This is a genomic window from Amycolatopsis sp. NPDC051061 (assembly GCF_040682935.1).
Classification (GTDB): Bacteria; Actinomycetota; Actinomycetes; order Mycobacteriales; family Pseudonocardiaceae; genus Amycolatopsis.
The window spans coordinates 138,014-159,029 of the sequence record NZ_JBFBBZ010000004.1; the positions used below are offsets into that span (position 1 = coordinate 138,014).

At 71.1% G+C, this 21,016-nt stretch carries 19 protein-coding genes; 9 read left to right on the plus strand and 10 right to left on the minus strand.

What is annotated here, in order from left to right:
• Positions 1-15: 15 nt before the first annotated feature.
• The 3 genes from AB0N03_RS07140 to AB0N03_RS07150 form a co-directional block, all read right to left on the minus strand.
• Positions 16-747 carry a maleylpyruvate isomerase family mycothiol-dependent enzyme gene (locus AB0N03_RS07140; RefSeq protein ID WP_364366671.1) on the minus strand — a complete coding sequence of 244 codons (732 nt, stop codon included), beginning with the start codon at positions 745-747 and terminating at the stop codon, positions 16-18.
• A 52-nt stretch (positions 748-799) separates the two neighbouring features.
• Positions 800-1,210 (minus strand): nucleoside-diphosphate kinase, encoded by a 411-nt coding sequence (gene ndk, locus AB0N03_RS07145; protein ID WP_364366674.1) that lies wholly within the window; start codon positions 1,208-1,210, stop codon positions 800-802.
• A gap of 152 nt (positions 1,211-1,362) precedes the next feature.
• A complete protein-coding gene (locus AB0N03_RS07150; protein ID WP_364366677.1) occupies positions 1,363-2,910 on the minus strand; it encodes an alkaline phosphatase D family protein in 1,548 nt (515 codons plus the stop codon).
• 151 nt (positions 2,911-3,061) lie between these two features.
• Here AB0N03_RS07150 and AB0N03_RS07155 point away from each other — a divergent pair, with 151 nt between their 5' ends.
• Positions 3,062-5,389 carry a penicillin acylase family protein gene (locus AB0N03_RS07155; protein WP_364366680.1) on the plus strand — a complete coding sequence of 776 codons (2,328 nt, stop codon included), beginning with the start codon at positions 3,062-3,064 and terminating at the stop codon, positions 5,387-5,389.
• 7 nt (positions 5,390-5,396) lie between these two features.
• Here AB0N03_RS07155 and AB0N03_RS07160 read toward each other — a convergent pair whose 3' ends face one another.
• Positions 5,397-5,750: a DUF4233 domain-containing protein gene (locus AB0N03_RS07160; RefSeq protein ID WP_364367160.1), complete on the minus strand. Its 354-nt coding sequence runs from the start codon at positions 5,748-5,750 to the stop codon at positions 5,397-5,399.
• A 50-nt stretch (positions 5,751-5,800) separates the two neighbouring features.
• Positions 5,801-7,456, minus strand: coding sequence for a folylpolyglutamate synthase/dihydrofolate synthase family protein (locus AB0N03_RS07165; protein ID WP_364366683.1), 1,656 nt, complete (start codon positions 7,454-7,456; stop codon positions 5,801-5,803).
• 74 nt (positions 7,457-7,530) lie between these two features.
• Here AB0N03_RS07165 and AB0N03_RS07170 point away from each other — a divergent pair, with 74 nt between their 5' ends.
• Both AB0N03_RS07170 and AB0N03_RS07175 read left to right on the plus strand, forming a co-directional pair.
• Positions 7,531-8,166, plus strand: a complete 636-nt coding sequence (locus AB0N03_RS07170; RefSeq protein WP_364366686.1) for a class I SAM-dependent methyltransferase — start codon at positions 7,531-7,533, stop codon at positions 8,164-8,166.
• Positions 8,167-8,237: 71 nt separating this feature from the next.
• Positions 8,238-9,098 (plus strand): SGNH/GDSL hydrolase family protein, encoded by an 861-nt coding sequence (locus AB0N03_RS07175; RefSeq protein WP_364366689.1) that lies wholly within the window; start codon positions 8,238-8,240, stop codon positions 9,096-9,098.
• On the opposite strand, the gene AB0N03_RS07180 is transcribed toward AB0N03_RS07175, so the two are convergent.
• On the minus strand, positions 9,082-9,858 hold the full coding sequence (locus AB0N03_RS07180) for an alpha/beta hydrolase (RefSeq protein WP_364366692.1): 777 nt from the start codon (positions 9,856-9,858) through the stop codon (positions 9,082-9,084). The genes AB0N03_RS07175 and AB0N03_RS07180 overlap by 17 nt on opposite strands.
• 12 nt (positions 9,859-9,870) lie before the next feature.
• Positions 9,871-10,632 carry an alpha/beta hydrolase gene (locus tag AB0N03_RS07185; protein WP_364366694.1) on the minus strand — a complete coding sequence of 254 codons (762 nt, stop codon included), beginning with the start codon at positions 10,630-10,632 and terminating at the stop codon, positions 9,871-9,873.
• Positions 10,633-10,719: 87 nt separating this feature from the next.
• Between AB0N03_RS07185 and AB0N03_RS07190 the strand changes: the two genes are divergently transcribed.
• Positions 10,720-11,607 carry a LysR family transcriptional regulator gene (locus tag AB0N03_RS07190; protein WP_364366697.1) on the plus strand — a complete coding sequence of 296 codons (888 nt, stop codon included), beginning with the start codon at positions 10,720-10,722 and terminating at the stop codon, positions 11,605-11,607.
• An 84-nt stretch (positions 11,608-11,691) separates the two neighbouring features.
• Here the strand turns inward: AB0N03_RS07190 and AB0N03_RS07195 are convergent, their stop codons facing one another.
• Complete coding sequence (locus tag AB0N03_RS07195) at positions 11,692-14,313, minus strand: valine--tRNA ligase (RefSeq protein ID WP_364366700.1); 2,622 nt, start codon at positions 14,311-14,313, stop codon at positions 11,692-11,694.
• A 57-nt stretch (positions 14,314-14,370) separates the two neighbouring features.
• Here AB0N03_RS07195 and AB0N03_RS07200 point away from each other — a divergent pair, with 57 nt between their 5' ends.
• The 4 genes from AB0N03_RS07200 (at position 14,371) to AB0N03_RS07215 (ending at position 17,660) form a co-directional block, all read left to right on the plus strand.
• Positions 14,371-14,673: a hypothetical protein gene (locus AB0N03_RS07200; RefSeq protein ID WP_364366703.1), complete on the plus strand. Its 303-nt coding sequence runs from the start codon at positions 14,371-14,373 to the stop codon at positions 14,671-14,673.
• Between the two features lie 50 nt (positions 14,674-14,723).
• A complete protein-coding gene (locus AB0N03_RS07205; protein ID WP_364366706.1) occupies positions 14,724-15,725 on the plus strand; it encodes a hypothetical protein in 1,002 nt (333 codons plus the stop codon).
• A 107-nt stretch (positions 15,726-15,832) separates the two neighbouring features.
• On the plus strand, positions 15,833-16,270 hold the full coding sequence (locus AB0N03_RS07210) for a MarR family transcriptional regulator (RefSeq protein ID WP_364366709.1): 438 nt from the start codon (positions 15,833-15,835) through the stop codon (positions 16,268-16,270).
• 88 nt (positions 16,271-16,358) lie between these two features.
• On the plus strand, positions 16,359-17,660 hold the full coding sequence (locus AB0N03_RS07215; RefSeq protein ID WP_364366712.1) for an MFS transporter: 1,302 nt from the start codon (positions 16,359-16,361) through the stop codon (positions 17,658-17,660).
• A gap of 49 nt (positions 17,661-17,709) precedes the next feature.
• Here AB0N03_RS07215 and AB0N03_RS07220 read toward each other — a convergent pair whose 3' ends face one another.
• Positions 17,710-17,871 carry a hypothetical protein gene (locus AB0N03_RS07220; protein ID WP_364366715.1) on the minus strand — a complete coding sequence of 54 codons (162 nt, stop codon included), beginning with the start codon at positions 17,869-17,871 and terminating at the stop codon, positions 17,710-17,712.
• A gap of 19 nt (positions 17,872-17,890) precedes the next feature.
• On the opposite strand from AB0N03_RS07220, the gene AB0N03_RS07225 reads away from it, so the two are divergent.
• A complete protein-coding gene (locus AB0N03_RS07225; protein WP_364366718.1) occupies positions 17,891-20,197 on the plus strand; it encodes an FdhF/YdeP family oxidoreductase in 2,307 nt (768 codons plus the stop codon).
• A 1-nt stretch (position 20,198) separates the two neighbouring features.
• Here AB0N03_RS07225 and AB0N03_RS07230 read toward each other — a convergent pair whose 3' ends face one another.
• Positions 20,199-20,774 carry a hypothetical protein gene (locus AB0N03_RS07230; protein ID WP_364366721.1) on the minus strand — a complete coding sequence of 192 codons (576 nt, stop codon included), beginning with the start codon at positions 20,772-20,774 and terminating at the stop codon, positions 20,199-20,201.
• Positions 20,775-21,016: the final 242 nt, after the last annotated feature.

Below are 21,016 nucleotides of genomic sequence, written 5' to 3' on the forward strand. Positions count from 1 at the left end.
AGAACAGCTACCGCGTCAGGCCGTGAAAGGAGCCTGGAGGAAGTGCCCGGCGAGCGCGGTGTCACCGCTGAGACTCGGCGGGGTGGCCGTCCGCTTCCACAGGTGCAGCAACAGATCCTGCGCCGTCGCCTCGGCGGTCGCGGCGGGTTCGGCGACCGGGCCGAGTGCGGGCGGCTCGCCCGGGTGCAGCGTCCACGCATCGCCGGTGTCGGTGGCGCGCAACGCGAGTGGCGCGGCCAGCGACGGCGCGGCGTGCCAGCGCGTGACGCGCGGGAGCCAGGCGCCGAGGACCTCGTCGACGCCGTCCGCGGCGACCGCCGGGTCGAGCGTGACTTCGCCGCCGGCTGCGCTGTGCGCGTCGGCGAGGTGGACGGCGGTTTCGTGCACCTGGCGGCGGAACCAGAAGGCCTTGGTCTTTTCGGTGCCGCCGAAGTGCCAGCACCGGTCTTCGGGAGTGGCCTTCTCGAGCGCTTCGAGCAGCAGCTGGGCGCTTTCGGCGTACCAGGACGCCAGGTCGGCGCCCGCGCCGGTGGCGAAGTCCTGCCGCTGCACCTCACCAGTCGTGACGACGGCGGCGGCCCAGCGGTGCACGTTCCCGAGGTGCGCGCCGAGGTCGTCGAGGGTCCAGCCGGCGCAGTCCGGCACCGGCGCGGCCGGGTCGGTGGTGCGCAGGACCTCGGTGAACCCGCCGGTCAGCTCCCGCAGCACAGGGAGGTAGTCGCGGGCCGGGAACGGCATCGTCGTCACGGGTGCTCCTGGTGCGGGCCGGGGCCACGCGCGGGCGTGGCCCCGGTGCCGATCATAGGTCGGGGAACCAGAGCTTCAGCTCGCGCTCGGCCGACTCCGGCGAGTCCGAGCCGTGGACCAGGTTGTACTGGGTCTCCAGGGCGAAGTCGCCGCGGATGGTGCCCGGGGTGGCCTTCTCGACCGGGTCGGTGCCGCCGGCCAGCTGGCGGAACGCGGCGATGGCGCGCGGGCCCTCGACGGCGAGCGCGACCAGCGGGCCGGACGTGATGAACTCCAGCAGGTCGCCGAAGAACGCACGCTCCTTGTGCTCGGCGTAGTGCTCCTCGGCCAGCGCCTGCGGCACGGTGCGCAGCTCGAGGGCGGCGAGCTTCAGGCCCTTGCGCTCGATCCGCGAAACGATCTCGCCGACGAGGCCGCGCGCGACGCCATCGGGCTTGACGAGGACCAGCGTGCGTTCAGTCACGACGGTGTTTCTCCTTGGTACGGGGTGCGTGTCGGTGCGCGTGAGCGTAGCCGACCCGGTCAGCGGCCTCGGCCGAGGCCGCGAATGACTCATTCGGGGCGTCGGAGGTCGCGAATGAGTCATTCGCGACTTCCGGCCGGCCGGAGCGGACCTCAGCGGCCCTGCGGGTGCAGCTTCTTCGACCACAGCGACGCCCCCGTGGCGTCCCTCAGGTCCACCGTCAGGTCCCCGCTCCCGCCGTCGATGTTCAGCTCGCCGAAGTGCTGGAAACCGTCGATCGGGGCGGTGTTCGCGACCGGTGGGGCGTGCACGAACACCGCCTCCGGGCCGAACGTCGGGTCCAGCGCGTTCGGCCCGAACGCGCCCGCGTTCAGCGGCCCGGACACGAACTCCCAGAACGGGTCGAAGTCCTGGAACGCGGCCCGATCCGGCGAATAGTGGTGCGCCGCCGTGTAGTGGACGTCCGCCGTCAGCCAGACCACGTTGCGGACGCCGCGGCGCTGGATCTCCCGCAGCACCCACGCCAGTTCCGTCTCGCGCCCGCCCGGCGCGCCCGGCAGGTTGTTCGCCACCGCTTCGATCGCGGTGCCGTCCGGGACGACCAGGCCCAGCGGCATGTCCGCCTGGACGATCTTCCACGTCGCCGTGCTGCGGCCGAGCGCGTCGGCCAGCCAGCGGGCCTGGCGATCGCCCAGGATGTAACCCGGCTTCGTCTGGTCAGCGGTGTTGGCGTCGCGGTAGGTGCGCATGTCCAGCACGAAGATCTCGGCGCGCGAGCCGTATTCGAAGCTGCGGTAGACGCGGCCGTCGACCGCCAAGCGCGAGTCGATCGGGTGCCACTCGTGGAACGCTTGGTACGCCCGCGGCGCGAGCACGTCGACGCGCTTCTCGGTGTAGGCCGGGTTGTCGAGGACCTTGCCCGGGTACCAGTTGTTCAAGACTTCGTGGTCGTCCCACTGGACGTAGGCGGGCACCTGGGAGACGAACCGCTTGAAGTTGTCGTCGAGCCGGTTGTACGCGTGCTGGCCGCGGTACTCCGCCAGGGTCTCGGCGACCTTCGCCTTCTCCGCCGTGACGACGTTGCGCCACGTCCGGCCGCCGGGTAGGGCGACTGTCTCCGTCAGCGGACCGTCGGAGTACACCGTGTCGCCGCTGTGCAGGAACAGGTCGGGCCGGCGGGCGGCCATCGCCGAAAAGATCGTCATGCCGCCCAGCTCGGGGTTGATCCCCCAGTTCTGGCCGACGACGTCACCCGACCACAGGATCCGGGTGTCGCGGCGGCCCACCGGCGCGGTGGCGAACCGGCCGGTCAGCGGCTCGCTCGTGGCGCGCCCGTCGAGGGACTCCGCCGTCACGCGGTAGTGGTACTCGGTGCCCGGCGCGAGCCCGGCGACGCGGACCTGCCCGGTGCCGCCGGTGGACGGCCCGGCGAGCGGGCCCGGCACCCGGCGGGCGTGCCGGAACGAGGGGTCGCGCGCGATCTCGACGAGCAGCCGCGACGGACGGTCGGCCCGCGACCAGACGATCGCCGAGCCGGGCGTGACGTCGCCGGACTGGACGCCGTGGGTGAGCACCGGCCGGTCGCCGCGCAGCAGCGGGGTCGCGGCGAAAGCCGTCGAAGGCAACACCAGCGTGGCGGCGGCGCCGGTGAGGCCGGCCTTGAGCAAGGTGCGGCGGGAGTGGTGGGTCGGTTCGGTCATGCGCGGTTTCTATCCCGCCGCGGCCAACGCCGGTTTGCGCGCAGGTGAACGACATCCCCGGGTTTTCCCCCATGTCCGGACGCCGTCTCCCTCGGTAGCGTGACAACCACGACAAGGGGGTCGGATGAGACCATTCAGGAAAAGCCTGGCGGTGCTGACAACCGCACTCACCATCACCACTCTCGGCACCGCCGTCGCTTCGGCAGGCGAAGACGGCGGAAAGGCCGTTCTCCGCTACACCGAACACGGCATCCCGCACATCGTCGCGAAGGATTACGCCGGACTCGGCTACGGCTACGGCTTCGCGGCGGCGACCGACAACGTCTGCGAGCTCGCGAACATCTACCTCACCGTGAGCGGGCAGCGGTCGAAGTACTTCGGCCCGGAGGGCGGCGGCTACCCGTCGCTGTCCGAGGCGGAGAGCAACCTGCACAGCGACCTGTTCTTCCAGCAGATCAACGACTCTCACGTCGTCGACCGGCTGGTCGCGCAACCCGCGCCACTGGGGCCGCGCCGCGAAGTCCGCGAGGTCGTTTCCGGCTACGTCAAGGGGTTCAACGCCTACCTCGCGCGCACCGGCCGCGCCGGCATCTCCGACCCGGCCTGCCACGGCGCCGGCTGGGTGCGGCCGATCACCGAGCAGGACTTCTACCGGCACTACTACGCCATCGCGATCACTGGCGGCCAGGGCGTCGTCACCGAAGGCCTGTTCACGGCGCCGCCGTCCGGCGCGACACCCGCCCCGGGCACCGGTGGGCAGCTGTCGGCGAAGGTGGCACAAGCGCTGAACGGCAGCGGGCTCGGCAGCAACGGCATCGCCGTCGGCGCGGAGTCCACCGCGGCCGGCCAGGGCAGCGTGCTGCTCGGCAACCCGCACTACCCGTGGCAGGCCGGGCGCCGGTTCTGGCAGAGCCAGCTGACCATCCCCGGCCGGCTCGACGTCGCCGGCGCGAGCCTGCTCGGCATGCCGTTCGTCCAGATCGGGCACACCGCGGACGCGGCCTGGACGCACACGGTGTCCACGCCGGTCACGTTCGGCCTCTTCGAAGTGCCGCTGAAGGCGGGCGACCCGACGACCTACCTCGTCGACGGCAAGCCGGAGAAGATGACGTCCCGGGACGTCACGGTCCAGGTGCGCCAGGCCGACGGCTCGCTGAAGCCGGTGGGCCAGACGTTCTGGTCGACGCGGTACGGGCCGGTGATGAGCGACTTCCAGGGCATTCCGCTGCCGTGGACCACGAAGTCGGCGTTCACCGTGCGCGACGCCAACGGGACGAACATGCGCGGGCTCAACACGTGGTTCGAGCTCGACCAGGCGCACAGCACGGCCGACATCGTCGGCACGCTGAGCCGCACGCAAGGCGTCCCGTGGGTCAACACCATCGCCACCGACCGGGCGGGCAACGCGCTCTACGCGGACATCCAGGTCGTCCCGCACGTCACCGACGAGCAGGCCGAGGTGTGCAGCACTCCCTTGGGACGGCAGACCTTCCCCGAAGTCGGACTGGCCATTTTGGACGGATCGCAGTCGTCGTGCCAGTGGGGTTCGGACCCCGGCGCGCTCGAACCGGGCATCTTCGCACCGTCGCGGCTGCCGCGGCAGCAAAGCCGGGACTACGAGCTGAACACCAACGACAGCGCCTGGCTGGCCAACGCGAAGGCGCCGATCACGGGGTACCCGCACATCGTCGGGGACATCGGTACCGAGCGTTCGCCGCGGACGCGGGAAGCGCTGCTCACCGCCGAGAAGGGCGGGTTCACGACGGACTCGATGAAGAAGATGCTCTTCGCCGACCACAGCCTGTTCGCCGACCTGACGGCGGCGGACCTGGCGAAGCTGTGCGCGTCGTTCCCGGGCGGGCAGGCGCCGTCGTCGGCCGGTCCGGTGCCGGTCGGGAACGCGTGCACCGCGCTGGCGAAGTGGGACCACACGTACACGCTCGACACCCGCGGCTCGCTGCTGTTCGAGCGGTTCGCGGGCCGGCTCGGCGGCGTGCAGCGGTTCAGCGTCCCGTTCGACCCGAAGGCGCCGCTGACCACGCCCAACACGCTCAACGTGGCGAATCCGGACGTGCAGAAGGCCTTCGGCGACGCCCTGGCGGACCTGCGCGCGGCGGGCCTTCCGGCGGACGCGCGGCTGCGTGACGGCCAGTCGGTCACGCGCAACGGCGAGCGGATCCCGATCCACGGCAGCCAGGGCTTCCTGGGCGTGCTCAACGTCATGACGCCGCGGTGGGATCCGGCGCGCGGCAACGTCGAGGTGCAGCACGGGTCCAGCTACCTCCAGGTGGTCGGGTTCCGCGGGCGCGCGTGCCCGGACTCCTCGACGTTGCTGACGTACTCGCAGTCGGCGAACCCGAAGTCGCCGTACTACAGCGACCAGACGAAGCTCTACAGCCGTGGTGAGTGGGTGAAGGAACGCTTCTGCGAAGCCGACATCCTGCGCTCCCCCGCGCTGCGGGTCGTCGTGCTGCGGTAGGTCAGGGCTAGGGCTGCTGCTGGCTCGCGAGGGTGCCGGCCGCCATGCGGCGGGCGACGTCCTTGCGCAGCCACAGCAGCCACAGCCAGATCGCCAGGAACACCACGCCCAGCACGGCGATCGCCGCCAGCCAGAACACCAGCGCGACCAGCACCACCTGCAGGGCGAGGATGACCGGCACCGCCCACGGCTTCTTGACGAACCCGCACAGCACGACCAGCACGAGCGCGACGGCCAGCACCGTCCAGCCGGTGCCGGTGCCGATCCCGCCGCCGAGCTTGTTCACCACCGGCAGGGCCAGGGCGACCGTGATCGCCTCCATGATCAGCGTCCCCGACATCACGCCGCGGAAGCCCTTCATGGGGTCCTTGGGCTTGGGTGCTTCCGAGGCCTGGGGCGTCTCCGGAGTGGTCACGCCGGCTCCTTCCCGAACAGCGTGCGGGTCTCGCCCGCCGTGACCACCGAGCCGGTGACGAGCACGCCGCCGCCGGCGAGCGGTTCCTCGGGGTCGTCGTTGGTCTCCACCAGCGCGATCGCCGTCTCGATCGCTGTTTCCAGATCGGTCTCGGCGACCACGCGGTCCTCGCCGAACACCGAGATGGCCAGCTGGTTCAGTTCTTCGAGCGGCATCGAGCGCGGCGAGGAGTTGCGCGTCACGACGACGTCGGACACCACCGGCTCCAGCGCGTCGAGGATGCCGTGGGCGTCCTTTTCGGCCATCACGCCGACCACCGCGACCAGGCGGCGGAAGGCGAACTCCTCGGCCACGGTCGCCGCGAGCGCGCGGGCGCCGTGCGGGTTGTGGGCCGCGTCGATCATGACCGCGGGGGCCGCGCGGACCCGCTCGAGCCGGCCCGGCGTCTCGACCTCGGCGAACGCCTCGCGCACGGCCTCGACGACCAGCTGCTTGTCCTTGCCCGCCCCGAAGAACGCCTCGACCGCGGCCAGCGCGAGCGCGGCGTTCGCGGCCTGGTGGGCGCCGTGCAGCGGCAGGAAGATGTTGTCGTACACCCCGCCGAGGCCCTGCAGCTTGAGCAGCTGCCCGCCGACGGCGACCTCGCGCTCCAGCACGCCGAACTCGCTGCCCGCGCGGGCGACCGCGGCGTCGACCTCGACGGCGCGTTCCAGCAGCACCTTCTGCACCTCGGGGTCCTGCTCGGCGATGACCGCGACCGAGCCGGCCTTGATGATGCCCGCCTTTTCGCGGGCCGCGCCGAGGATGTCCGGGCCGAGGTACTCGACGTGGTCGATGCCGATCGGCGTGATGACCGCGACGGCGGCGTCCGCGACGTTCGTGGCGTCCCAGGCGCCGCCCAGGCCCGCTTCGAGGACGGCGGCCTCCACCGGCGCGTCGGCGAACGCGGCGAACGCCATCCCGGTGAGGATCTCGAACTTGCTCATCGCGACGCCGTCCGCGGCGGCACCGTCCACCATGGACACGTACGGGGCGATGTCGTTCCACAGCTCGGCGTACCGCGCGGCGGAGATCGGCCGGCCGTCGAGCGCGATCCGCTCGGTGACCAGCTGCAGGTGGGGGCTCGTGTAGCGGCCGACGCGCAGGCCCATCCGGGTCAGCAGCGCGTCGATCATCCGGGCCGTGGAGCCCTTGCCGTTCGTGCCGGCGACGTGCAGCACCGGGTAGCCGCGGTGCGGCTCGCCCAGCAGCTGCGTCAGCGCGGAGATGCGGGTCAGCGACGGCTCGATCTTCGTCTCCGGCCAGCGCTGGTTCAGCTCGGCCTCGACGGCCATCAGCTCGCGGCGGGCCTCGGGGCCGTCCGGGCTGCCGTAGACCTCGGGTTCGCCCTGGTCGTCGAGCTCGTGCAGCTCGGTGTCCTCGGGCACGCTCAGGTCGGGCACCGGGCCGGTGGCGAGGTTGTCGCCCAGCTGGCCGACGCCGCCGATGCCGCCGCGCGAGCCGCCGCCGGCGTCGAACGCGGTGTCCCGCGCGTTCAGCTCCGGGTCGTGGTCGTCCGAGTCTTCGTACCCTTGGGCATCCAGCTCGTCGACACCCGCGAAGCTGTCGAGATCCGACAGGTCCGGCCTGCGACCTGTCTCATCCTGCGGCACTGAATCTCCTCCGGCCTGGGGTTTTCGCACTTGCCTTCCGAGTCTACGTGCGCGATCGGTGGCACTCTCGACGCATGCCGTTCAACCACAACGACCACTACCACCCGCTGCTGCTGGACCACCTGCCGCCCGGGCCGGGGATCGCGCTGGACGTCGGGTGCGGCACCGGCCGGTTCGCGCGGCGGCTGGCCGCGACCGGCATGGCGGTGGAGGCGGTCGACGTCTCGGCCGCGATGGTCGAGGCGGCGTCGGGCCTCGGCTCACCGGGGCCGGGCAAGATCGTCTACCGGCAGGCCGACGTCACCACCGACGCCCTGCCCGAACAGCACTACGACTTCATTTCGTGCCTCGCCTCCCTGCACCACATGCCGTTCGAGACGGTCGCCAAGCTGCGCCGCGCCCTGGTGCCGGGCGGCGTCCTCGTGGTGCTCGGCCTGGCGAGACCGAGCACCCCGGTGGACTGGGCGCGGGCGATCGCGGCGGTCCCGGTCAACACTCTCGCCCGGCTGGTCGTCTACGCCGGCGAGCGGCTGAACGGCGGCCCGGAGGACGGCCCGAAGGCCCCGGTCGTCGACGACTACCCGACGCTGGCCGAGGTGCGCCGCGAGTCGGCCCGGCTGCTGCCCGGGAGCACCGTCCGGCCGTTGCTGTTCTGGCGCACGCTGATCACTTACCGTGAGCACGGCGACGGTGACCCGACTGGCGGGTGAAGTCCGTCCCCTCGGTGTCCGGCGCTCGCTAGATGTGGAAGGAGCGTTTCGCCGAACAGACAGGGGCCTTCATGCGCATCACCCGGCTGCTCACCGCGATCTTCGCGGCAGCCATCCTGCTCCCGGCGTCCGCCACCGCCGCTTCCGCGGCGCCCCTCGGCGGCTACGTCGCCCTCGGCGACTCCTACACCTCCGGGCCGTTCATCCCGGTGCAGCAGTTCGACCCGCTGGGGTGCGGCCGGTCGACGGCGAACTACCCGTCGGTGGTGGCCGCGGCCCTGCACCCCGCCCGGTTCACCGACGTCAGCTGCGCCGGCGCGGACACCACGAACATGACGCGCCCGCAGAGCGTGCCGTTCAACGGCACCAACCCGCCGCAGCTCGGCGCCCTGCGGGCCGACACCGCCCTGGTCACGCTGGGCATCGGCGGCAACGACGGCGGCGTGTTCGGCAGCCTCATCTCGACGTGTCCGGGCCTGCGGCCGGGCGACCCGGCGGGCAACCCGTGCGAAAAGCACTTCGGCGGCTCCCTCACGTCGGCGATCGAGAACATCGGACCGCGGGTCGAGGCCGTGCTCACCGCGATCCACGAGCGGTCGCCGGCCGCGCGGGTCCTGGTGGTCGGCTACCCGCGGATCGCCCCGGAGTCCGGCTACTGCCCGGACGTGCTGCCGTTCGCCGACGGCGACTACGCGTGGCTGAACAGCGTCGAAGAGGCGTTGAACGGCATGCTGGCCGAGGCGGTGGACGCGGACGGGAACGCGGTGTTCGTGGACACGTTCGGCGCGTCCCGTGGCCACGACGCGTGTGCGCGCGGCGGCGCGGCGTGGATCAACGGCAAGGATCAGAACATCTTCGTCGCGGCCGCCTACCACCCCCTCAAGACGGGGATGGCGGGCATGGCCGCGGCGGTGCTCACCGCCCTGCGCTGACGAACTCCAGCACGATCCGGGCGAACTCCTCCGGCAGCTCGGCCGGGGCGCCGTGCCCGGCGTCGATCCCGGCGGCGCGCGCGTCCGGGATCGCGGCGACCAGCTCGCGCTGCTGCTCCGCCGTGACCAGCCGGTCGTGCGCGCTGCCGAGCACCAGCACCGGCGCGGTGATCTTCGGGAGCACGGCCCGCAGGTCGACGCCGCGGTCGGCCTCGATCTGCCGGTCCGTTCCCGGCTCGACCATCGTCTCCAGGGTCTTGACCAGCTCTTCGTTGCTCTCGGCGGTGGCGTGGTCCCAGTAGCGCGGGCCGAACGCCATCAGCGGGAGCATCCGGGCGAAGGTCCCGGTTGCGAGCAGGTCGAGCCAGTAGCGGAACTCGGCGTCCTGCCTGGTGCTGGTGACGGGCCACGCGGCGTGCAGAACCGCTTTCCGGACGCGGTCCGGGCGGGTACCGGCCAGGTGCGCGGCCACGACGGCGCCCAGCGAGTGGCCGACGACGTGGGCCGCGCCAGCTCCCGCGTGGTCCAGGACGGCTTCGGCTTGCGCGGCGAGGTCCTCGACGCCGACCGGGCCGCCGTGGTCGGTGGTCAAGCCGGAGCCGGGGAAGTCCGGGGCCAGGACCGTGTAGCCCGGTGTCTTCGCCGTCAAAGGTGCCCACTGCTCGCGGGAGGCGGCGGTGCCGTGCAGCAGGAGCAGCGCGGGGCCGTCGCCGGTCCGGTCGTAGTGGACGACGGTGTCTTCGAGCGTCACTTTCGGCATCGGTCGTCTCCCTCAGGCGATCGCGCGGAGGGCGGCGGTGAACGCGCGCGGGTCCTCCTGGTGCGGGAGGTGGCCGCAGCCGGCGATGACGTGCACCTGGGCGCCCGGCGTCGCGGCGGCGCAGGTGCGCGGGACCTCGAGGGGGATCTCGGGGTCGAGCTCGCCGTGCAGGTAGGTGATCGGGACCGTCAGGTCTCCGAGGCGGGGCCGCGGGTCGTACGTCGTCACCTCGGTGAACAGCGTGTCGATGTAGGTGCTCGAGTCGACCAGCTGCCGCACGGTCCAGTCGACCAGCGCGGGCGAGACGCCCGGCGCGAACCAGTTCGGCACCCACCCCGCGAGCGTGCCGAAGCGGTCGCCGGCCATCTGTTCACGCAGGTCGAGGACCTTTTCCCGCATCGCGGCCGCGGGCCAGTACCCCGGTCCGTCGACGGCCACCACGCCGGCGACGAGCTCGGGCCGGGCCAGGGCCAGTTCGGTGGCGAAGACCGCGCCGAACGACGAGCCGACGACCACCGGCTTGATGGCCAGCTGTTCGATCACGGCGGCGATGTCGGCGGTGTTGCCGGCGATCGTGTTGCCGGTCGCCGGGCGGTCCGAGCGGCCGCAACCGCGCCAGTCGAGCGTGACGACGCGGTGGTCACGGACGAGGTCGGGCAGGCACGCCTGCCAGACGTGGCCGTTGGTCCCCCAGCCGTGCAGGAACAGCAGTGCGGGTCCCGCTCCGGCATCTTCGTAGTGGATCCGGGTGTCGTTGATGTCCAGGTAAGGCATGCCTCGAGCTTGGTGGCCGGGATCCCGCTCATCGAGAGTCGGTCAGCTCCTACACTCATCACGAATGCTGATGAATGGGGGCGGCTCGTGGAGCTTCGCCAGCTGAGGTACTTCGTGACGGTCGCCGAGGAGCTGCACTTCGGGCGGGCGGCGGAGCGGCTGCACATCGTCCAGCCGGCGGTGAGCCAGCAGGTCCGGCGGCTGGAGCGTTCGCTGGGCGTGTCGCTGTTTCTTCGTACGACGCGGAACGTGTCACTGACCGAGGCGGGGCAGCGGTTCCTGCCGCACGCGCGAGCCGTGCTGGCGGCGGCCGAGCGGGCTTCGGATTCGGTGTCGGAGTTCCGCGCACCGCGTGCTTTCCTGCGGCTGGGCACCAGCGAGGGCCTCGGCGATCGCCTGGACCTCCTGCTCAGCGCGTTCACGCGGCTCGAGCCCGCGGCCCAGCTGGAGCTGGTCCATGCACCGACGGCCGAACGGCTCCAGCGGGTCCGCGACGGCTCCCTGGACGCGACCATCGTGCGTGGCTCCTGGCCGTCTTCGGGCCTCGACTTCACTCCCTTGTGGACGGACGAGGTGATGGTGGCGTTGCCGGCCTCGCACCCGCTGGCCGCTTCGGACGTCGTCGAGTTCGCTTCGTTGGCTTCGCTGCCAGTGCGGCTCAGTTCGCCTTCGCGGAACCAGCCGTTGTACGACCTGGTGGTGTCGTGTTGCCGCTCCGCCGGCTTCGAACCGTTACTGGGCAAGGAGTTCACGACGGCACAGGACACGTTGGGGACACTGGGATTCGGCCGTCCACACTGGACCGTCTTCTACCGGGCGCACGCGAACCTGCTGCCGGTGCCGGGAGTGGTCTTCCGGCCGTTGGCCAACCCGACGCCCCGGATGCCGACGTTCCTGGCGACCCCGGCCGATCGCCGGGTGACACCGGAGTCGGTCGCCTTGATCGAAGCGGCGCGGACCATCGAACCCGACTGAGCGGCCCCCAATTCCCAGACTGGCGGAGGAGTACGACAAAGCCCGGCACTTTCACGTGGAAGCGCCGGGCTTTGGTCGACGACCTCAGGAAGCCGGAAGAGCGGCCAACCGAGCCGTGATGCGGTCGATGTCCGACACCGCCGTCTCCTTGCGCACCTTGATCCTGTCGATCACCGGGGCCGGGGCCTTCGCGATGAACGCCTCGTTGCCCAGCTTCGCCTCCGTCTGGGTCAGCTCCTTCTGCGCCGCCGCGAGATCCTTCTCCAGCCGCTTGCGCTCCGCGGCCACGTCGACCGTGCCCGACAGGTCCAGCTCCACCGTCACCACGCCGGCCGCCAGGGCCACTTCGAGCGACGCACTCGCCGCGAACTCGTCCGAAGGCGCGGTCAACCGGACCAGCGACCGGACCGCCTCTTCGTGGCCGCCCGCGTAACCCGCCAACCGGGCCGCCACCTTCTGGCCCGGCTTCAACCCCTGGTCCGCGCGGAAGCGGCGGATCTCCGTCACCAGCTTCTGGACGTCCGCGATCCGGGCGTCCGCCTCGGCGTCGGTGTACCCCTCGAAAGCAATCGGCCAGGCGGCGATCACCAAGGACGTGCCGCCCGTCAGCGCCGTCCAGAGCTTCTCCGTGATGAACGGGATGAACGGGTGCAGGAGCCGCAGCACCGTGTCCAGCACGTGCCCGAGCACCGACCGCGTCGCCGCGACCCGCGCGTCGTCTCCTTGGTACAGCTGGACCTTCGCCAGCTCCAGGTACCAGTCGCACAGCTCGTTCCAGGTGAACTGGTAAAGCGCGCCCGCCACCTTCGCGAACTGGAAGTCCTCGAACAGGCCGTCCACTTCGGACACCAGCGCGCTCAACCGCCCCAGGATCCAGCGGTCGGACTCGGTCAGCTCAGCAGAAGAAGGCAGCGGAGCAGCGACCGAAGCCCCGTTCATCATCGCGAACTTCGTCGCGTTCCACAGCTTCGTGCAGAAGTTGCGGGAACCCGCCGCCCACTCGTCGGCCAGGGCCATGTCCGCGCCCGGGTTCGCGCCGCGGGCCAGGGTGAACCGGGTGGCGTCCGCGCCGTACGCGTCCATCCACTCCAGCGGGTCGATCACGTTGCCGCGGGACTTCGACATCTTCTTGCCCTGCGCGTCACGGATCAGCCCGTGCAGGTACACGTGGTCGAACGGCTGCTTGCCGTCCATCTCGTGCACGCCGAACATCATCATCCGGACGACCCAGAAGAACAGGATGTCGTAGCCCGTCGAAAGAACGCTGGTCGGGTAGAACTTGGCCAGGTCGTCCGAAGCAGAGGGCCAGCCGAGCGTCGACATCGGCCACAGGCCCGACGAGAACCACGTGTCCAGCACGTCCGGGTCCTGCGTCCAGCCCTCTCCGGACGGCGCCTGCTCGTCCGGGCCGACGCACACCACTTCACCGTCCGGGCCGTAGAACACCGGGATCCGGTGGCCCCACCACAGCTGGCGCGAGATCGTCCAGTCGTGCATGTTGTCGACCCAGTCGAAGTACCGCTTGCCCAGCTCCGGCGGGTGGATCTTGGTGCGGCCGTCGCGAACGGCGTCGCCGGCCAGCCGCGCCAGCTCCTCGACCTTGACCCACCACTGCAGCGACAGCCGCGGCTCGACGACCGTGTCGCAGCGCGAGCAGTGCCCGACCGCGTGCACGTACGGGCGCTTCTCGGCCACGATCCGGCCGGCCTCGCGCAGCGCGGCGACGACCGCCGGGCGCGCCTCGAACCGGTCGAGACCCTCGAACGGCCCCGGCGCGGTGATCTCGGCGCGCTCGTTCATGATCGTCAGCATCGGCAGGTCGTGCCGGCGGCCGATCTCGAAGTCGTTCGGGTCGTGCGCCGGGGTCACCTTGACCGCGCCGGTGCCGAACTCGGGGTCGACGTGCTTGTCGGCCACGATCGGGATGCGCCGGCCGGTCAGCGGCAGCTCGACCTCGGTGCCGACGAGGTGCGCGTACCGCTCGTCGTCCGGGTGGACGGCGACCGCGGTGTCACCCAGCATCGTCTCGGCGCGGGTGGTGGCCACCACGATCGCGTTGTCGCCGTCGCCGTAGCGGATCGACACGAGCTCGCCGTCGTCGTCGTTGTGGTCGACCTCGATGTCCGAGAGCGCCGTCTGGCAGCGCGGGCACCAGTTGATGATCCGCTCGGCGCGGTAGATCAGGCCCTCGTCGAAGAAGTTCTTGAACACCGTCTGGACGGCCTTCGACAGGTTCTCGTCCATCGTGAAGCGCTCACGCGACCAGTCGACGCCGTCGCCGAGGCGCTTCATCTGGCCGAGGATCCGGCCGCCGTACTCGGCCTTCCACTCCCAGACGCGCTCGACGAATTTCTCCCGGCCCAGGTCGTGGCGCGAAAGGCCCTCGCCGGCGAGCTGGCGCTCGACGACGTTCTGCGTCGCGATGCCCGCGTGGTCCATGCCCGGCAGCCACAGCACCTCGTAGCCCTGCATGCGACGGCGGCGGCTCATCGCGTCCATCAACGTGTGGTTGAGGGCGTGGCCCATGTGCAGGGAACCGGTGACGTTCGGCGGCGGCAGTACGATCGAGAACGGCGGCTTCCCCGACGCGGCGTCGGCCGTGAAGTACCCGGCCGCTACCCAGCGGTCGTACATCGGTGCTTCTTCGGCGGCCGGGTCCCAGGCACCCGGAAGGTCGGTGGTCTGCTGCGGAGCGTTCTCGGTCACAATGGACAAGTCTACGAACCCGTCACGGCGGGTCACCCAGGGGGAAGGCACTCTCCGATGGCAGAGCCTCAGCAGCCGCAGGATCCGGACGACCGGCGCCTCGAGACGCACCCGGATCTGATGAACCCGGAATGGCAGAAGTACGCCGAGCGGGACGCCTGGCTGGGCGCGAAGAAGGACCTGCAGAAGCGCCGCAAGCGCGAGCGCCGCACCGGCGCGGTCTCGCAGCCGGGGCAGAACCGCTGGCCGGGCATCCTGGCCCTGCTGCTGGTCGTCGTCCTGGTCGCGGCGGCCATCATCGTGCACCAGATCCAGGGCGTCGGCGTCAACGAGGACCCGTTCCTGTTCTTCGGCTCGTAACGCTCCTGCCCCGCTGTCGATGATCAGGCATCGACCTTGGGGGAAAGCACGTGGACGAGGACAACCTGCTCGATTCGCACCCGGACCTGATGGACCCGGATTGGCGCAAGCACGCGCAGACCGACGCCTGGCTGGGCGCGAAGAAGGACCGAAAGCAGCTCCGCAAGCAGCAGAAACGCCGCCGCTCCCGGAAGCCCCGCGGCCGCTGGTGGATGCTCGGCGTGTTCGTGGCGATCCTCGCCGTGACCACCGCGGCGATCGTGCTGGTCGGCCGCCGGCCCGCCCCGGACGCCGCGCCGCCGAACCCCACATCGGTGCCGGACGTCGCCCCGGTCGACCTGGCCCGCCCGTACGCGCACACCCCCGCCGACACCTGGCCGAAGGGCTTGGACGGCATCACCGCGCCCGCCGCGGCCGCGGTCGGCGCTGCCAAGGCCGAGGCGGTTGCCGACGCCTACGCGAAGGTCAAGCAGGTCATCAGCGCCGCGCACCTCGACCCCGCCGTCCTGACCGGCCACGACACGAAGGCGTACGCGGCGCTGTTCGCCCCGGACGACCGCGAGCAGATCGCCGTGGAGCTGGCCAAGAAGCGGACCAAGGACGAGGGCGGCTTCGCCGCGTACGTCACCGAGATCGCCGACGGCTACCACCTGCTCGACGCGGGCCCGCGCACGTTCGGCACGCTCGCCGCGCACCCCGGCGCGAAGGCCGGCGAACTGGTCGTCGACGCGAAGTACGTGATCGCCTACGCCTTCGACGACGTCCACCCCGAGGGCCTGACGAGCCCGGCCGAGATCGTCACCTTTCAGCGCCTGGACGAGACGTACGTCATCCGGAGCGGCTCGAACTTCACGAAGAGCAGCCAGGGTCTGTGGCTCGAGGGTGGTTCGAGCGCCTTCTCGGCCGTCGGCTGCGCCGCCGCGCAGGACGGCTACCTGGCGCCCGGCTACGCCAACCCGCCGGCGCCGCCGACCACCGGTGACGACCAGGACGCGCCCGGCTACTACGACCCGAAGTACCCGGTGCCGACCCTCGACGGCTGCCCGGCCTGACCGGCCGTGAAGGCCACCTTCAGGAACTTAAAGTCCGTGAAGGTGGCCTTCACGGACCTTGGTCACATCCTGATGCACAGTCTGGACTGTACAGTTAAACTGTGTGCATGGGCGAAGTACCCGCACACGTCGCTGAAAGCGCCGGCTGGATCCGCGCGGTCGTCGGGCAGCTGCACCGCCGGCTGCGCCAGGTCGACAACGCCGGGATCCTGACGCCGTCGCAGTCCGCCGTGCTCAACCGGCTCCACCGCGACGGCCCCGCCACCCAGGGCGAGCTGGCGGCGGCCGAGCACGTCCGGCAGCAGTCGATGGCCGCCACCCTCGGCGTCCTCGACGAGCTCGGCTACCTCGCGCGCACCCCCGACCCGGCCGACCGGCGCCGCGTGGTGATCAGCCTCTCCGAAGCCGGCTCCGACACCGTGCGCGGCATCCTGCAGCACCGCGACGAGTGGCTCGCCCAGGCCCTGGTGGACGCCCTGTCCCCCGCCGAACTCGACGCCGTCACCCGCGCGCTGCCGCTGCTGCAGCGCGTCGCCCAGCACTAGATCCCGTCGGCTTGTAAAAACAAGGAGCGTTCTCACGAGCACCATCGCCGCCCCCGCGAAGTTCGGCACCCGCCTGGTCACCCCACTGGTGGCCGGCGCGGTGCTCAACCCGATCAACTCCACCCTCATCGCCGTCGCGCTCGTGCCGATCGGACAGAGCTTCGGGGCCGGCCCCGGCCAGACGGCCTGGCTGATTTCGGCGCTCTACCTGGCCACCGCGGTCGGCCAGCCGGTGGTCGGGCTGCTGGTGGACCGCTACGGCGCCCGCCGCGTCCTGCTCGGCGGCGCGGTGCTGGTGATCATCGCGGGGATCGCGGGCATGATCCCGCTTTCGGTCGGCTGGCTGACCGGGGTGCGGGTCGTCCTGGGGCTCGGCACGTGCGCCGGCTTCCCGGCCGCGATGGCCGTGCTGCGCCACCACGCGGAGGCGAGCGGCCAAGGCGTGCCCGCGCGCGTGCTGTCGGTGCTGTCGATGTCGGCGCAGACGGTGATGGTGATCGGCCCGACCCTGGGCGGGCTGCTGATCGGCCTCTTCGGCTGGCCGGCGATCTTCGCCGTGAACATCCCGCTCGCCGGGCTGTCGCTGGTGCTGGCGCTGCTGTGGGTACCGAAGGACGACCGCGGCGAGCGCACGGCGAAGCCGATCGACGTCCTGGGCATCACGCTGTTCTCGGCGACTCTGCTCGCGCTCCTGTTCTTCCTGATGGACCCGGGCACCGAGCCCTGGCTGCTCGCCGTCGTCGCGGCGTTCGGCATCGCGTTCGGGCTGGTCGAACTGCGTCGCGACGACCCGTTCCTCGACCTGCGGATGCTCGCGGCCAACCGCGCGATCCTGCGGACCTACCTTCGGCAGGCCCTGAGCTTCATGGCCATCTACGCGATCATGTTCGGCTACGTCCAGTGGCTGGAGACCACGCGGCAGCTGTCCGAGGAGGCCGCCGGGCTGATGCTGCTGCCGATGTCGGGCACGGCGGTTTGCGCGGCGGCGTTCTCGGGGCGCGGCTCCGGCATCAAGGCGCGGCTGGTCACGGTCGCGGTCGCGCTGGTCGGCGGATCGGCGTTGCTGCTGCTCGTCCACGACGGCACGTGGACCGGCGCGCTGCTGGCGCTGGCCGCGTTGTTCGGCCTGGCCCAGGGGCTGACCAGCGTCGCGAACCAGACGACGCTCTACCGCGAGGCGCCCGCCGAGCAGATGGGAACGGCGAGCGGCCTCTTCCGCACCGCCCAGTACCTCGGCGCGATCGTGGCGTCGACGCTCATCGCGCTTTGCTACGGCCCGCACGCCGACTCGGCCGGCCTGCACCGGCTCGCCATCGCGCTCGTCGTCATCAGCGTTCTGCTGCTGGCGGTCACCATCGCCGATCGCGGGCTGCGCGCGGCGAAAGTGTGACCTAACCCCGGCACGCAATCGCCCGACCAGCGCGCCGAAGTGCACCCCCTCATCGCGCACCCGGCACAACGGCCCGCACGCCGACTCGGCCGGCCTGCACCGGCTCGCCATCGCGCTCGTCGTCATCAGCGTTCTCCTGCTGGCGGTCACCATCGCCGACCGGGGCCTGCGCGCCGCCAAAGCCCGACCCCTGCTTCGCGCGCGCGATCATCGAGGCGCACGATGAACACATGACCCGTGAAGCGCCGGCGCAGGACGTGGACGAAGCCCGCCTCGAGGTGGGCAAGCCGAAGGGCTGGGCCGCCGGGATACCCGGCGTCGCCGTGTCGCTCGCGCGCAGCATCGAGCAGATGGGCACCGGCCGGACCGTCAAGGCGCTGCGGCTGCTGAACCAGCGTGAGGGCTTTGACTGCCCGGGCTGCGCGTGGCCGGAACCCCGCGAGGTCGACGGCGAGAAGCGCAAGCTGGCCGAGTTCTGCGAGAACGGCGCCAAGGCCGTCGCCGAGGAAGCCACCAAACGCCGGGTGGACCGCGAGTTCTTCGCGAAGCACCCGATCGAGGACCTCCGGAGCAAGACCGACTACTGGCTCGGCCAGCAGGGCCGCGTCACCGAGCCGTTCGTGCTGCGCGAAGGCGCGACGCACTACGAACCGATCTCCTGGGACGACGCGTTCGAGCTCGTCGCCGGTGAGCTGAAGGCCCTGACCGACCCGAACGAGGCGATCTTCTACACCTCGGGCCGCACCAGCAACGAAGCCGCGTTCCTCTACCAGCTGCTCGTGCGCTCGTTCGGCACCAACAACCTGCCGGACTGCTCCAACATGTGCCACGAGTCCTCCGGCGCGGCCCTCGCCGCGACCACCGGCATCGGCAAGGGCTCGGTGAGCCTGGCCGACATCCACCGGGCCGACCTGATCGTCGTCGTCGGGCAGAACCCGGGCACCAACCACCCGCGGATGCTCTCGGCGCTGGAGGAGGCCAAGGGGAACGGCGCGAAGATCATCGCCGTGAACCCGCTGCCCGAGGCCGGCCTGATGCGGTTCAAGAACCCGCAGAACGTCCGCGGCGTCGTCGGCAGGGGCACGCCGCTGGCCGACGAGTTCGCCCAGATCCGCCTCGGCGGCGACCTCGCGCTGTTCCAGGCGGTCGGGCACCTGCTGCTCGCCTGGGACGAGGAAGCGCCGGGCGTGATCGTCGACCGCGACTTCGTCGAGCGGGTCACCGACGGCTTCGACGACTACGCGAAGCACCTGCGGGAGATCGACTGGCCCGAGGTCGAGCGCGCCACCGGGCTGCCGCGCGAGCAGATCGAGCGCGTCGCGCGGATGATCGCCTCCTCCGAGCGCACGATCTACTGCTGGGCCATGGGCCTCACGCAGCACAAGCACGCGGTGCCGACGATCTCGGAGATCGCGAACCTGGCCCTGATGCGCGGGATGATCGGCAAGCCGGGCGCCGGCCTGTGCCCGGTGCGCGGGCACTCCAACGTCCAGGGCGACCGGACGATGGGCATCTGGGAGAAGATGCCGCAGTCCTTCATGGACGCCCTGGCCGGCGAGTTCGGCATCGAGGTCCCGCGCGAGCACGGCCTCGACACCGTCGACGCGATCCGCGCGATGCGCGACGGCCGCGGCAAGGTCTTCTTCGCCGTCGGCGGCAACTTCGCGTCCGCGACCCCGGACACGGAGGCGACCGAGAAGGCGCTCGAGTCGTGCTCGCTCACCGTGCACGTCTCGACGAAGCTGAACCGCTCCCACGTCGTCCACGGCCGCACCGCGCTGGTCCTGCCGACGCTCGGCCGCACCGAGCGTGACGTCCAGGCGAGCGGCGAACAGTTCGTCACGGTCGAGGACTCGATGTCGCAGGTGCACACGTCGCGCGGGCGCCTCAAGCCGGCGAGCGAGCACCTCCTCTCGGAGGTCGCTATCGTCTGCCGGCTCGGCGAAACGCTGTTCGGCGCCGGGCACGCCGTGCCGTGGCGGACGTTCGAGAACGACTACGACCTGGTCCGCGACCGCATCTCCCGGGTCGTGCCCGGCTGTCAGGACTACAACCGCCGCGTCCGCGAGCCGGACGGGTTCGTGCTGCCGCACGCGCCGCGCGACTCCCGCGAGTTCACCGGCACCGCCAACGGCAAGGGCAACTTCACGGTGTCCGAATTGGAGTACCCGCAGGTGCCCGAGGGCCGGCTGCTGCTGCAGACGATGCGCAGCCACGACCAGTACAACACCACGATCTACGGGCTTTCCGACCGCTACCGCGGCATCGAGAACGCCCGCCGGGTGGTGCTGGTGAACCCGGACGACATCGCCACGCTCGGCCTCACCGACGGCGCGCTGGTCGACCTGGTCTCGGAGTGGCGGGACGGCGACCGCCGTGCGCCGTCCTTCCGCGTGGTGGCCTACCCGACGGCCCGCGGGTGCGCGGCGGCGTACTTCCCGGAGGCCAACGCGCTGGTGCCGCTGGACTCGGTGGCGGAGAAGTCGAACACGCCCGTGTCGAAGGCGATCGTCGTGCGGCTCGAGCCCCGGCCCTGATTCAGCCCTGGTAGTCGCGCTGCAGCGTGGTGGTCATGTCGGTGACCACGGCCTGGACGTTGTCAAGGGTCGCCGGTGGGATCAACGCCGCCTCCGTGCCGCCGTCGGCGATGGCCATGCCGAGCACGACGTTCCCGGAGCGCACGGCGGCCCACTGCTCGGAAAACCCGGACTCGTCGCCGACGCCGGTGGCGAGCCGGACACCCGAGTGGTCGCCGAGCGCGTCGGTCATCAGCTGGGTGGCCTTGGTCGCGCCCTCGCTCGCGTCGGAGTCGGTGAACCGCACCACGGCGATCGTGACGAGCCGGTAGTCCTGCATGTTGGGCTTGCCGCCGCCGAGGTCGCGGGCGAACAGGCGCTTGCAGCTGGTGAGGTCGTTGCCCTCGGTGGTGCGATCCTGGGGGACGACCTTGGCGTCGGCCGTCTTCACCGCAGTGGCCGGGACCTCGACGGTGCCGGGGGCGAGCTGGGTGCGCACGTTCGGCCCGGGCAGCTTGCAGGCGTCGATCGACTCGGGGTAGTGCACCGAAGCGGACGCGGACTGGCATCCGGCGCACAGAACGGCGGAAGCGAGCACCGGAAGGAGCCACCCTCCGCGGGCAACGCTGATACGCATAGGTTCCGGACTTTCCCTATTCCTGAAATTGACTTTCCGGTTCGTCACCGGTCCGGTGATCTTTTCCGGTCCGCCGCGCGGTGCTGCCGCCGACGGTCATCGCACACTGCCTCACCAGCGAGGCAGCGTCAAGACCAATCACCCGCGTGGTCCGCCGTGGTCCGGTCGGCGGAAAACGGTCTTGCGGTACTTCGCGGAAATTC

Coding starts and splice junctions, on each gene's coding strand:
- AB0N03_RS07150 (WP_364366677.1), bottom strand. CDS start 2,910: ATGACCGAACCGACCCACCACTCCCGCCGCACCTTGCTCAAGGCCGGC.
- AB0N03_RS07160 (WP_364367160.1), bottom strand. CDS start 5,750: ATGAAGGGCTTCCGCGGCGTGATGTCGGGGACGCTGATCATGGAGGCG.
- AB0N03_RS07170 (WP_364366686.1), top strand. CDS start 7,531: ATGCCGTTCAACCACAACGACCACTACCACCCGCTGCTGCTGGACCAC.
- AB0N03_RS07175 (WP_364366689.1), top strand. CDS start 8,238: ATGCGCATCACCCGGCTGCTCACCGCGATCTTCGCGGCAGCCATCCTG.
- AB0N03_RS07180 (WP_364366692.1), bottom strand. CDS start 9,858: ATGCCGAAAGTGACGCTCGAAGACACCGTCGTCCACTACGACCGGACC.
- AB0N03_RS07185 (WP_364366694.1), bottom strand. CDS start 10,632: ATGCCTTACCTGGACATCAACGACACCCGGATCCACTACGAAGATGCC.
- AB0N03_RS07200 (WP_364366703.1), top strand. CDS start 14,371: ATGGCAGAGCCTCAGCAGCCGCAGGATCCGGACGACCGGCGCCTCGAG.
- AB0N03_RS07210 (WP_364366709.1), top strand. CDS start 15,833: ATGGGCGAAGTACCCGCACACGTCGCTGAAAGCGCCGGCTGGATCCGC.
- AB0N03_RS07220 (WP_364366715.1), bottom strand. CDS start 17,871: ATGATCGCGCGCGCGAAGCAGGGGTCGGGCTTTGGCGGCGCGCAGGCC.
- AB0N03_RS07225 (WP_364366718.1), top strand. CDS start 17,891: ATGACCCGTGAAGCGCCGGCGCAGGACGTGGACGAAGCCCGCCTCGAG.